Annotated in this window: 13 protein-coding genes; 4 read left to right on the top strand and 9 right to left on the bottom strand. The window is 66.4% G+C overall.

The genetic code is table 11. From position 1 onward, the window contains the following. The 7 genes from A5747_RS22970 to A5747_RS22940 all read right to left on the bottom strand — a co-directional run. Nucleotides 1-921 (bottom strand): DUF559 domain-containing protein (locus A5747_RS22970; protein WP_142245699.1); only part of this gene is annotated, 921 nt, incomplete at its 3' end. Nucleotides 922-1,033: 112 nt separating this feature from the next. Further along, complete coding sequence (locus A5747_RS22965) at nt 1,034-2,203, bottom strand: lipid-transfer protein (protein ID WP_076128611.1); 1,170 nt, start codon at nt 2,201-2,203, stop codon at nt 1,034-1,036. Continuing rightward, nucleotides 2,203-2,604, bottom strand: coding sequence for a MaoC family dehydratase (locus tag A5747_RS22960; RefSeq protein WP_076128609.1), 402 nt, complete (start codon nt 2,602-2,604; stop codon nt 2,203-2,205). The genes A5747_RS22965 and A5747_RS22960 overlap by 1 nt, the downstream gene beginning before the upstream one ends. Beyond that, the gene (locus A5747_RS22955; protein WP_076128607.1) at nt 2,601-3,563 is read right to left on the bottom strand and encodes a bifunctional MaoC family dehydratase N-terminal/OB-fold nucleic acid binding domain-containing protein; all 963 of its coding nucleotides are present in this window, start codon (nt 3,561-3,563) and stop codon (nt 2,601-2,603) included. Before A5747_RS22955 ends, A5747_RS22960 begins: the two co-directional genes overlap by 4 nt. Next, nucleotides 3,560-4,723: an acyl-CoA dehydrogenase FadE29 gene (gene fadE29 / locus A5747_RS22950; RefSeq protein WP_076128605.1), complete on the bottom strand. Its 1,164-nt coding sequence runs from the start codon at nt 4,721-4,723 to the stop codon at nt 3,560-3,562. The genes A5747_RS22955 and fadE29 overlap by 4 nt, the downstream gene beginning before the upstream one ends. Then, nucleotides 4,708-5,727 (bottom strand): acyl-CoA dehydrogenase family protein, encoded by a 1,020-nt coding sequence (locus A5747_RS22945; protein ID WP_076128603.1) that lies wholly within the window; start codon nt 5,725-5,727, stop codon nt 4,708-4,710. The genes fadE29 and A5747_RS22945 overlap by 16 nt, the downstream gene beginning before the upstream one ends. Beyond that, complete coding sequence (locus A5747_RS22940; RefSeq protein ID WP_076128601.1) at nt 5,727-6,980, bottom strand: cytochrome P450; 1,254 nt, start codon at nt 6,978-6,980, stop codon at nt 5,727-5,729. The genes A5747_RS22945 and A5747_RS22940 overlap by 1 nt, the downstream gene beginning before the upstream one ends. A gap of 160 nt (nt 6,981-7,140) precedes the next feature. Here A5747_RS22940 and A5747_RS22935 point away from each other — a divergent pair, with 160 nt between their 5' ends. The 4 genes from A5747_RS22935 to A5747_RS22920 are packed head-to-tail and all read left to right on the top strand — an operon-like array spanning nt 7,141 to nt 9,622. After that, nucleotides 7,141-8,304 (top strand): steroid 3-ketoacyl-CoA thiolase, encoded by a 1,164-nt coding sequence (locus A5747_RS22935; RefSeq protein ID WP_076128600.1) that lies wholly within the window; start codon nt 7,141-7,143, stop codon nt 8,302-8,304. Then, nucleotides 8,305-8,691, top strand: a complete 387-nt coding sequence (locus tag A5747_RS22930; RefSeq protein ID WP_076128597.1) for a hypothetical protein — start codon at nt 8,305-8,307, stop codon at nt 8,689-8,691. It abuts the gene before it with no gap. A 20-nt stretch (nt 8,692-8,711) separates the two neighbouring features. Then, on the top strand, nt 8,712-9,167 hold the full coding sequence (locus A5747_RS22925) for a nitroreductase family deazaflavin-dependent oxidoreductase (protein WP_076064198.1): 456 nt from the start codon (nt 8,712-8,714) through the stop codon (nt 9,165-9,167). 2 nt (nt 9,168-9,169) lie between these two features. Next, the gene (locus tag A5747_RS22920) at nt 9,170-9,622 is read left to right on the top strand and encodes a nitroreductase family deazaflavin-dependent oxidoreductase (protein ID WP_076128595.1); all 453 of its coding nucleotides are present in this window, start codon (nt 9,170-9,172) and stop codon (nt 9,620-9,622) included. Here A5747_RS22920 and A5747_RS22915 read toward each other — a convergent pair. Both A5747_RS22915 and A5747_RS22910 read right to left on the bottom strand, forming a co-directional pair. Then, nucleotides 9,619-10,524 carry an SDR family oxidoreductase gene (locus tag A5747_RS22915; protein WP_076128593.1) on the bottom strand — a complete coding sequence of 302 codons (906 nt, stop codon included), beginning with the start codon at nt 10,522-10,524 and terminating at the stop codon, nt 9,619-9,621. The two genes, A5747_RS22920 and A5747_RS22915, sit on opposite strands and share 4 nt — an antisense overlap. A gap of 25 nt (nt 10,525-10,549) precedes the next feature. Then, complete coding sequence (locus A5747_RS22910) at nt 10,550-11,308, bottom strand: SDR family oxidoreductase (protein WP_076128619.1); 759 nt, start codon at nt 11,306-11,308, stop codon at nt 10,550-10,552. Nucleotides 11,309-11,312 lie beyond the last annotated feature (4 nt).

The following is an 11,312-nucleotide window of genomic DNA, read 5'->3' as shown; positions in this document are numbered from 1 at the left end:
CCCGCGGCGCCCGGGGCGTGGCCCCCCTTGGGGCCCACCGGCCGCCTCCCCGAAGGGTGGGGGTCTACGGTGCGGCCCCCCGCACGCTCGTCGGGCCAAGGCAGCGCGAACACGGCCAACGATTTCAGCGGGCCGGTCCCCAGCCACCACCCGGATGACGATCCACCCGAGTCGCTCGAGTGTTTCCAATCGCCGGACGTCCCACGTGTATTGCGCGCGATCGGTGCGGTGTTGCTCACCGTCATACTCGACCGCCACTTTGACGTCCTCCCATCCCATGTCCAGATATGCGATCGCACTGCCGAATTCGTTGCGTACCGGAATCTGTGTCTCCGGTTTCCGTAAGCCCGCCTGGAGCAAGACGATTCGCAACCACGACTCTTTGGGCGACTGTGCACCGGGATCGAACAGGCTTACCGCTTGGCGTGCTCGCACGATGCCCCTGCGCCCCGCGTATCTGCGAGCCAACAGCTCGACATCAGCCGCTTTGATTTCCGTTGCTCTGGCGAGGGCGTCGATCCCCGCCACCGCCGTCATGGTCGGGTACCAACAGCCGATGTCGAGTGCCGTCCTCGTCGGCGAGGTGACCGCTACGCCGTCGATCATTTCGATTTCGTCCGCGTCGACAACGTCTCTATGCACCTGGATCCCTGCCGCGAAATGATGGTTGCTGTGGATCAGCTCCACGACTCTTCGGTCGTCGACCCATTTACTCCCGTGCATCGCGGCCGCCGAGAACCCCGCCACAATTCCCCGGCGGCCGGTCCACAACCACCCGGCTTTGGCGCGCACCGTGGCGGTGAGCTCGGCATCGCGATCGATGTAGACGCCTCGAAAAAGCCGGTAGTAGCGCGTTTCCAGTTGACTCTTGGTCAGCAGTCCACCCGCAACGGCTTCGCTCCCCACAAATGGCTCGCCCACCGCCGCAGGGTCGCACGCCTCACCACCGGCGTCACTTCAGCCGCCGAGCGCCCGGCAGGCCGCACGTGGGGCCTCGAGCGCCCGGCTAGCCGGGCGCTCGGCAAATGGAAAGCTAGCCCAGGATGAGGCCCGACGTCGGGACGCCCGTCCCGGCGGTGACCAACACGTGCTCGACGTCGGACACCGGGTTCACCGAGGTGCCACGCAACTGCCGCACGCCCTCGGCGATGCCGTTCATACCGTGGATGTACGCCTCGCCGAGCTGACCGCCGTGGGTGTTGATGGGAAGCCGGCCGCCGACCTCGACGGCACCGCCGGCGATGAAGTCCTTCGCTTCACCCTTGCCGCAGAATCCCAACTCCTCCAACTGAATCAGGGTGAACGGGGTGAAGTGGTCGTACAAGACAGCGGTCTGGATATCCGACGGCTTCAGCCCGGACTGCTGCCACAACTGCCGGCCCACCAGACCCATCTCGGGCAGCCCCAGCTCCGGGCGGTAATAGCTCACCATCGTGTACTGGTCCGGGCTGGAACCCTGCGACGCCGCCTCGATGACGGCCGGCCGCTGCTTGAGGTCCCGCGCGCGTTCCGCGGACGTCACCACGATCGCCACCGCGCCATCGGTTTCCTGGCAGCAGTCCAGCAGGCGCAACGGCTCAGCGATCCATCGCGAATTCTGGTGGTCCTCAATGGTTATGGGCTTCTCGTAGAAGTAGGCCTTGGGGTTGTTGGCCGCGTGCTTGCGGTCGGCCACCGAGATGACGCCGAAGTCCCTGCTGGTCGCGCCGGACAGATGCATGTACCGCTGGGCGATCATTGCCACCTGCGCGGCCGGAGTGGAAAGCCCGTGCGGATAGGAGAAGGAGTTGTCCGCCGTCGTCGAATCGGCTTGCGCGCCAGCATCACCCACCAACCGCGACTGAACCTGGCCGAACCGCATGCCGGAACGCTCGTTGAACGCCCGGTACGCCACCACGACGTCGGCCACGCCGGTCGCGACGGCCATCGCCGCGTGCTGAATGGTCGCGCACGCGGCTCCGCCGCCGTAGTGGACCTTGGAGAAGAACTTCAGCTCCCCGATGCCGACCGCGCGCGCGACGGCGATTTCGGTGTTGGTGTCCATCGTGAACGTGGTCAGCCCGTCGACGTCGGACGGGCTCAGGCCGGCATCGTCGAGGGCGTCCTGCACCGCCTCGGCGGCCAGGCGCAGCTCGCTTCGGCCGGAGTCCTTCGAGAAGTCGGTGGCCCCGATGCCGACGATCGCAGCTTTACCCGACAACACTAGGCATCCCCCATCGTGAGCGTGGCGGTGGCGACGACGTGGTCGCCAAGGCTGTTGCTGCCCACCACCTTCACGGTGATCAGGCCGTCGTCCACCGCGGTCACCTCGCCGGAGAATGTCACGGTGTCGTAGGCGTACCACGGCACGCCCAGTCGCAGTCCGATGGACTTGATCAGCGCCGACGGCCCCGCCCAGTCGGTGACGTAGCGCTGCACCAGCCCGGTGTCGGTGAGGATGTTGACGAAGATGTCCTTCGAGCCCTTGGCCTGCGCCTTGTCGCGGTCGTGGTGCACGTCCTGGAAGTCGCGGGTGGCCAGTGCCGTCGAGATGATGAACGTCGGATCGCCGTGCAGCTTCAGCTCGGGCAGCTTCGTGCCCACCTCTATCGCCGGTGCGCTCATGCTCGGTCTCCCACGGGCTCCCACGCGTACAGGGTCCACTCCGGTCCGGCCTCACCGGCCGGGAAGTCGATATAGGTTGCGCGAACGGGCATTCCGATCGCCACCGCGGACGGGTCGACGCCACGCAGTTCGCCGAGCATTCGCACGCCTTCCTCGAGCTCCACGAGCGCGATGACGAACGGCAGCGTGCGGCCGGGCACCTTCGGCGCGTGGTGTACGACGAAACTGAATACCGTGCCCTTGCCGCTGGCCACCACGTAGTCGATCGGCCCGGCCTTGTCCTGCCACACCGCGGGAACCGGCGGGTGCTGCAGGCCGCCGTCGGGCCGGCGCTGGATCCGCAGCTCGTGGGCCTTGACGCCCTCCCAGAAGAACGCTGTGTCCCGCGACATCGAGGGGCGCATCATGGTGTCCGGATCGAGGTCGTCAGGCACCGAGCCGGAGGACTCCGACGATTCCCGCGGCTTGAATTTGAGGATGCGCCAGTTCATCTCGGCGACGTCCTCGTCGCCGACCCGCCAGATGATGTGCTGGTTGACGAAGAAGCCTTCGCCCAGGGCGGTCTGCTTGGGCCCGACCACGTCGCCCATCTCGGAGGTGATGCTGACTTCCTCGCCGGGCTGCAGATAGCGGTGATAGGTCTGCTCGCAGTTGGTGGCCACCACGCCGATGTAGCCGTTGTCGTCGAACAGTTGCATGATCGGGCCGAGCGGATCGTCCTTCGGACGTTCGCCGCCCAGGCCGAACATCGTCCAGACTTGAATCATTGCCGGCGGTGCGACAATTCCCGGGTGACCGGCGGCCCGGGCCGCGGCCTCGTCGGTGTAGATCGGGTTGCGGTCGCCGAGTGCCTCCACCCAGTTGTTGATCGTCGGCTGATTCACCGGATCGCGGGCCGCGCGCGGTTTACTGCTGCCGGCGGCCTTGATCTGCGCGACGGCTTCCTGGATATCGGTCATCTGGGCACCCTCGGCACCTTGAGGCCAGCGGCCGCGATCATCTCACGCATGACTTCGTTGACGCCTCCGCCGAAGGTGATCACCAGGTTGCGCTTGGTTTGCGAGTCCAGCCAGTTGAGCAGGTCGGCCGTGTCGGAGTCCGCGGGGTCGCCGTACTTGCCGACGATCTCCTCGGCCAGCCGGCCGATGTACTGAATGCGCTCGGTACCAAAGACTTTCGTCGACGCGGCGTCGGCCACGTTGATGTCCTCGCCCGCGGCGGCCACCTGCCAGTTGAGCAACTCGTTGATCCGCCACATCGCATGGATCTCGCCGAGCGCCCGCTTGACATCCTGGTGATCGATCGGCGTGACACCGTCGCCGCCGGGCTTCGACGCCCAGGCGTGCACGCGGTCGTAGATCCCGGCGACCCGGCCCGCCGGGCCGAGCATCACCCGCTCGTTGTTGAGCTGGGTGGTGATCAGCCGCCATCCGCCGTTCTCCTCGCCGACCAGCATGTCGGCGGGCACCCGCACGTCGTTGAAGTACGTGGCATTGGTGTGGTGGGCGCCGTCGGACAGGATGATCGGCGTCCAGGAGTAGCCGGGATCCTTCGTGTCGACAATGAGGATCGAAATGCCTTTGTGCTTAACGGCTTCCGGGTCGGTGCGGCAGGCCAGCCAGATGTAGTCGGCGTCGTGCGCGCCGGTTGTGAAGATCTTCTGGCCGTTGACGATGTACTCGTCGCCGTGGCGGACGGCAGTTGTCCGCAGGGAAGCCAGGTCGGTGCCCGCCTCGGGCTCGGTGTAGCCGATCGCGAAGTGGACCTCGCCGGCCAGGATCGCGGGCAGGAACTTCTTCTTCTGCATCTCGTTGCCGAAGACCTGCAGTGTCGGCCCTACCGTCTGCAGCGTCACCGCCGGCAACGGCACGTCGGCCCGGTGTGCCTCGTTGACGAAGATCTGCTGTTCGATCGGCCCGAAACCGTGGCCGCCGAACTCCTTTGGCCACCCCACACCGAGCATGCGGTCCTGGCCCATCCGCCGGATCACCGCGCGGTACGCGGCGCCATGGCGGTCCTTTTCCATCTCCTTCATCTCGTCGGAGGAGATGAGATTCGAAAAGTATTGCCGTATCTCGGCTTGCAACTGCCGCTGCTCGGGGGTCAGTTCGATGAACATTGCGCTCCCACCAGGTCGAGACGATGAGACGGCCCGCCCACCAGCCGGGTCAGGTCCTTGATCGTCGAGTAGTAGCGGTGCATCGGGTACGTAATGTCCATCCCCATCCCGCCGTGCAGGTGATGACACGTCTGCATCACCGGTGGCGCCTGCGATGCGATCCAATACCCGAGCACGTCGAGGTCGTCGTCGGCATCGCGGCCCTCGGACAGTCGCCAGACCACCGACTTGGCCGCCAAATCGATGGTGCGCGAGGCGATATAGACCTCGGACAGCTGCGCCGCCACGGTCTGGAAGGTGGACAGTGGCTTGCCGAACTGCTTCCGGTTGGCCACGTAGTCGGCGGTGAGCCGCAGCGCCCCGGCGACCAGCCCGTCGGCGTACGCCCCGATCGCTGCCAACGCCAGCTGATTCACCCGCCGCGCGGTCGCGCCCGCCAGAATGTCGCCGTCGGGAACGGCGACGTCTGCGAACGTGACCGTGTACTCGTCCGAACCGTTCGACGTCGGCGTCCGAACCAGCCGCACCCCGTCGGCCTTCGGCGACACCACGACGACCGCGCTGTCGGACGTCACGACGATCCAATCCGCCTGTTCGGCATGGGCCACACCGACTTTGGTGCCCGACAACCGCCCATGCACGAAGGTGGTGGCCGGCCGGTCCGGCAGCGCCGCGCCGGGTTCGTTGAGCGCCGCGGTCAACACGCCGCCCTTGGCGACGCCGGCCAGGAACCGGTCCTGTTGTTCGTCGGACGCCAGGTCGAGCAGCGGCACCACACCAAGGCCCAGCGTCGCGAGCGCCGGGGTGATGGCGCCATGGCGACCGACTTCGGTGAGCACCGTCGCGACCTCGGGCAGGCCCACGCCGTCGCCGCCCAGCCGTTCAGGCACCGGCAGCGCCGTCACGCCGCCGTCAACCAAAGCGCTCCACGAGATCTCGCGGTCGAGCACCGACGTGACGACATCGGCGACCGCGTTTTGCTCGGCGCTGAGGTCGAAGTCCATCAGTGATTCACCGGACACTTGCCGGTGTAGTCGACCTGCCAGTGCTTGATGCCGTTGAGCCAGCCCGACCGCAGTCGCTCGGGCGCCGAGATCGGCTTCAGGTCCGGCATGTGGTCGGCCACCGCGTTGAAGATCAGGTTGATGGTCATCTTGGCCAGGTTGGCGCCGATGCAGTAGTGCGCGCCGGTGCCGCCGAAACCGACGTGCGGGTTGGGATTCCGCAGGATGTTGAAGGTGAACGGGTCCTCGAAGACCTCTTCGTCGAAGTTGGCCGAACGGTAGAACATGAGCACCCGCTGGCCTTTTTTGATCTGCACGCCCGACAGCTCGTAGTCCTCGAGCGCGGTGCGCTGGAAGCAGGTGACCGGGGTGGCCCACCGCACAATCTCGTCGGCGGCGGTCTCCGGGCGCTCCTTCTTGTACAGTTCCCACTGGTCGGGGAATTCCGCGAACGCCATCATCCCCTGGGTGATGGAGTTGCGGGTGGTCTCGTTGCCGGCCACCGCGAGCATCACCACGAAGAAGCCGAATTCGTCGTCGGAGAGCTTCTCCCCGTCGATGTCGGCCTCGATCAGTTGAGTCACGATGTCGTCGCCGGGATTGCGTCCCTTTTCCTCGGCCATCTTCATCGCGTACGAAATCAACTCGAACGACGACATCTGCGGGTCGACGTCCGCGTACTCCGGATCATCGTTGCCGGTCATCTCGTTCGACCACCGGAAGATCTTGTCGCGGTCGTCCTGAGGCACGCCGAGCAAGCCGGCGATCGCCTGGAGCGGCAGCTCGCAGGACACCTGCTCGACGAAGTCACCCGACCCCGCGGCCGCCGCGGTCTTGGCGATTTTCTGGGCGCGTTCCTTGAGTTCGGCCTCGAGGCGTCCGACCGCGCGCGGCGTGAAGCCACGGGAGATGATCTTGCGCAGCCGGGTGTGGTGCGGCGCGTCCATGTTGAGCAGGACCGCCCGCTGCATGTCGATGTTCTCGCGCGGAATGTCGTTCTGGAACCGCGGGATCACGCAGTTTTCGAAGCTGGAGAAGACGTCACTGCGCCGCGACACTTCCTTGACGTCGTTGAGCTTGGAGATCGCCCAATAGCCGCCGTCGTGGAACCCGCCGCCGGTACCGGGCGCTTGTTCGTTCCACCAGATGGGCGCAGTTGCCCGCAACTCGGCAAATTCCTCGACCGGAATCCGCTCGGCGTAGACGTCGGGGTCGGTGAAATCCCACCCGGGCGGAAGATTGGGGCTGGGCACGCTAATTCTCCTTCACTGCAGTCCTCGATGACCTGCGATCCCAGGACACTAGCTGTCCTAGTGATGCTCTGGTGCCAGTAAAACATGCCTCCACCGCAGACAAAAGGCGCCCAAGCATCCTCGCTTGTCAGAGTAATGAAACGTGTTCTAGCCTGACCCCATGGGTAACCCGGTAATCGTTGAAGCCACCCGCAGCCCGATCGGCAAGCGCAACGGATGGCTGTCAGGACTACACGCCACCGAGCTGCTGGGCGCGGTGCAAAAGGCCCTGGTTGAAAAGGCCGGCATCGACGCCGGCGACGTCGAGCAGGTCGTCGGCGGCTGCGTCACGCAGTACGGCGAGCAGTCCAACAACATCACGCGGGTGAGCTGGCTCGTCGCCGGCCTGCCGGAGCACGTCGGCGCCACCACCGTGGACTGCCAGTGCGGCAGCAGCCAGCAGGCCAACGGCCTCGTCGCGGGCCTGATCGCGGCGGGCGCCATCGACGTCGGCATCGCGTGCGGAATCGAGGCCATGAGCCGCGTCGGCCTGGGCGCCAATGCGGGTCCGGACCGGACCATCCTGCGGCCCGCGTCGTGGGACATCGATCTGCCCGACCAGTTCACCGCAGCCGAGCGGATCGCCAAGCGCCGCGGCATCACCCGCGAGGACATCGACGCCTGGGGGTTCGAGTCGCAGCTGCGCGCCAAGCGGGCCTGGGAGGAGGGCCGCTTCGACCGGGAAATCTCCCCGATCGAGGCACCGGTCCTCGACGAGCAAAAGCAGCCCACCAGCGACCGCCACATGGTCTCCCGCGACCAGGGCCTGCGCGACACCACCCTCGAGGGCCTGAGCCAGCTCAAGCCGGTCCTCGAGGGCGGCATCCACACGGCGGGCACCTCGTCGCAGATTTCCGACGGTGCGGCCGCGGTGTTGTGGATGGACGAGGACAAGGCCAAGGCGCTCGGGCTGCGGCCACGTGCCCGGATCGTCAGCCAGGCGCTCGTCGGCGCCGAGCCCTACTACCACCTGGACGGACCGGTGCAGTCGACGGCGAAGGTGCTCGAGAAGGCCGGCATGAAGATCGGCGACATCGACCTCACCGAGATCAACGAGGCCTTCGCCTCGGTGGTGCTGTCCTGGGCGCGGGTCCACGAACCCGACATGGCCAGGGTGAACGTGAATGGCGGCGCGATCGCGCTCGGCCACCCGGTGGGCAGCACCGGCAGCCGGCTGATCACCACCGCGCTGCACGAGCTGGAGCGCACCGATCAGAGCACCGCCCTGATCACGATGTGCGCCGGGGGCGCCCTGTCCACCGGCACCATCATCGAGCGCATCTAGTTGGGCGTCTCGGAGGCCGACCGCATCGCGGCGGCGCAGGCGTACATCGACGCGCTCGTCAGCCATGACGGCGACAGCGTTCCGTTCGCCGCCCGGTGCACCCGCATCGAGCAGGGCGTGAAGAACGGGTTTTCCGGAAATCACCTGCGGCGCAGCCTAAATCGTGGACTTCAATATTGGGTCATCGCCGACACCACGCCACCCGATTACCAAATCAGCGGCGACGAGGTGCACGCGGCCTACGACGTGCTGACCAAGGCGGCGTTCGGCCGCAGGCGGCTCGCCGCGCGGGTTGACGAAACGTTCGTAATCCCAGCCGAAAGCGCGAGCGGCCACGCCGAAATACACCACATCAGGGTTCGCTTCCGCCCGTTCATCAAGCGCTAATGGGTCTCTAGGATGACGTCATGCCAAAATCACCGCCGCGGTTTCTGAATACGCCCTACACCGACTTCCTGATCAAGTGGATGTCACGCCTCAACACGTTCATGTACCGCCGCAACGGCGGCGAGGGCCTCGGCGGCACATTCCAGAAGATTCCCGTCGCCCTGCTGACCACCACCGGCCGCAAGACCGGCGAGCCGCGCGTGAGCCCGCTGTACTTCCTGCGCGACGGTGACCGCGTTGTTGTCGCGGCGTCCAAGGGCGGCTCCGCGAAAAACCCGATGTGGTACCTCAACCTGAAGGCCAACCCCAAGGTTCAGGTACAGATCAAAAAAGAGGTGCTGGACCTGACGGCGCGGGATGCCACCGACGAAGAGCGCGCCAAGTACTGGCCCAAATTGGTCGACATGTACCCGTCCTACGACGATTACCAGTCCTGGACCGACCGGACCATCCCGATCGTCATCTGCGATCCCTAGCGTTGTCGGGCCGACACCGTATCCGCAATTCCCGGCCGGTCGCGCTGCTGCTCAAATACTTTGCGCGTGCCCATATTTGGGTATACCGCCGGACCGAGGGCAGGATCGGCGCGAAGCTGCTGTGGCTTCCGGCGGCGCTGCTGACGACGACCGGGCGCGCGTCCAACGAGCCGCGAACCACCGCGACGCTGTACCTGCGCGACGGTGATCGGGTGATCCTGCCGGCGTCGTTCGGTGGGCGCGACGAGAACCCGTTGTGGTACCGCAACCTGAAAGAAGACCCCGAGGTGCAGGTGCAGATTCGCGGTGAGCGCCTGGACCTGATCGCGCGCGACGCGACGGACGCCGAACGCGACCGTTACTGGCCTCCCCTGATCCGGATGTATCCGCCCTACCGGAAGTACCGCGAGGCCGCCGACCGGGTCATTCCTTTGGTGGTGTGCGAACCGCGCTAGGCGCCGTAAACGGGGACCGGGGGGCGCGCCTTGGCGAGCAGGTCGGCGACGACGGGACCCAATTCCGCGGGATCCCACCGCGCACCCTTGTCGATCTGCGGTCCGTGCGCCCAGCCCTCGGCGACGCGGATCTTGCCGCCCTCGACCTCGAACACCTTCCCGGTGACGTCGCGTGATTCGGCGCTGCCCAGCCAGACGACCAGCGGCGAGACATTCTCCGGCGCCATGGCGTCGAAATCCTGGTCCTGCGTCGCCATCATCTCGGCGAAGACGGTCTCGGTCATGCGGGTGCGGGCCGACGGTGCGATGGCGTTGACGGTCACGCCGTAGCGCCCCATTTCGGCGGCGCCGACCAACGTCATCGCCGCGATACCCGCCTTGGCGGCGCTGTAGTTGCCCTGCCCGACGCTGCCCTGCAGGCCGGCGCCCGAGCTGGTGTTGATGATCCGCGCGTCGACGGGTTTGCCCTCCTTGGACAACCCGCGCCAATACGACGCGGCGTGGCGCATCGTGGCGAAGTGGCCCTTGAGGTGCACGGCGATGACGGCGTCGAACTCCTCTTCACTGGTGTTGGCCATCATCCGGTCGCGCACGATGCCGGCGTTGTTCACCAGAACGTCGAGTCCGCCGAAGGTTTCGACCGCGGTCCGGACGAGGCCGGCCGCTTGATCCCAGTCGGCGATGTTGGATCCGTCGGCGACGGCTTCGCCACCGGCCGCGGTGATCTCGTCGACCACGCCCTGCGCGGCGCTGCCTCCCCCGGCGGGTGAGCCGTCCAGTCCGACACCGATGTCGTTGACGACGACGCGCGCGCCCTCGGCCGCAAAGGCCAGCGCGTGCGCGCGCCCGATACCGCCGCCCGCTCCGGTGACGATGACGACACGGCCGTCGACCACTCCCATATGCCCTATCTCCTCTACTGGATCCCTACTTGATCGAACTCGCGTTTGTGGTGGCCAGATAGTGCGGCGGCTCGCCGCCGCCATGTACCTCCAACGAGGCGCCGCTGATGTAGGACGCCGCGTCGGACGCCAAAAAGGCTGCGGCCCAACCGACGTCCTCGGGCTTGGCCATCCGGCCCAGTGGCACATTTTTGGAGATAGCGGCGATCGATTCGGCGTCGCCGTAGAACAAGTCTGCTTGTTCGGTCTCCACCATGCCGACCACGCAGGCGTTCACCCGGACCTTCGGTCCCCACTCCACCGCCAGCGTCTGCGTCAGGCTTTCCAGCCCGGCCTTGGCCGCCCCGTACGCTCCCGTGCCGGGGCTTGGCCGCCGGCCGCTGAGACTACAGATGTTGACGATCGACCCACCGCCCGGCTGGTCCTGCATCTTGTCGTTGGCGCACTGCGAAACCAGCAGCGCACCAATCAAATTGAGCTCGATGATCTTGCGGTTGAACTTCGGGCTGGACTCCGCGGTCAGGACGTACGGCGAACCGCCGGCGTTGTTGACCACGACGTCGAGCCTGCGGTGCTTCTCCACGATCGAGTCGATCATCGCCTTGACGGCTTCGTCGTCGCGGACGTCGCAGGAGTGGAACTCGTAGGGCATGCCCTCGACGGCGCGGCGCGCGCACGTGATCACGGTCGCGCCCTGTGCGGCGAAAACCGAACTGATACCGGCGCCTACGCCGCGCACGCCGCCGGTGACCAACACCACCCGACCGGCCAATCCCAAATTGATGGCT

This window comes from Mycobacterium sp. IS-836 (genome assembly GCF_001954275.1).
Lineage (GTDB): Bacteria > Actinomycetota > Actinomycetes > Mycobacteriales > Mycobacteriaceae > Mycobacterium.
Note: the sequence above shows the minus strand (reverse complement) of the source record. Positions and strands in the feature narration are given on the sequence as shown.

Excerpts from the sequence above, each read along its gene's own strand:
- A5747_RS22960 (WP_076128609.1), bottom strand. The coding sequence starts at position 2,604 with ATGAGCGCACCGGCGATAGAGGTGGGCACGAAGCTGCCCGAGCTGAAG.
- A5747_RS22955 (WP_076128607.1), bottom strand. The coding sequence starts at position 3,563 with ATGACCGATATCCAGGAAGCCGTCGCGCAGATCAAGGCCGCCGGCAGC.
- fadE29 (WP_076128605.1), bottom strand. The coding sequence starts at position 4,723 with ATGTTCATCGAACTGACCCCCGAGCAGCGGCAGTTGCAAGCCGAGATA.
- A5747_RS22945 (WP_076128603.1), bottom strand. The coding sequence starts at position 5,727 with ATGGACTTCGACCTCAGCGCCGAGCAAAACGCGGTCGCCGATGTCGTC.
- A5747_RS22935 (WP_076128600.1), top strand. The coding sequence starts at position 7,141 with ATGGGTAACCCGGTAATCGTTGAAGCCACCCGCAGCCCGATCGGCAAG.
- A5747_RS22925 (WP_076064198.1), top strand. The coding sequence starts at position 8,712 with ATGCCAAAATCACCGCCGCGGTTTCTGAATACGCCCTACACCGACTTC.
- A5747_RS22915 (WP_076128593.1), bottom strand. The coding sequence starts at position 10,524 with ATGGGAGTGGTCGACGGCCGTGTCGTCATCGTCACCGGAGCGGGCGGC.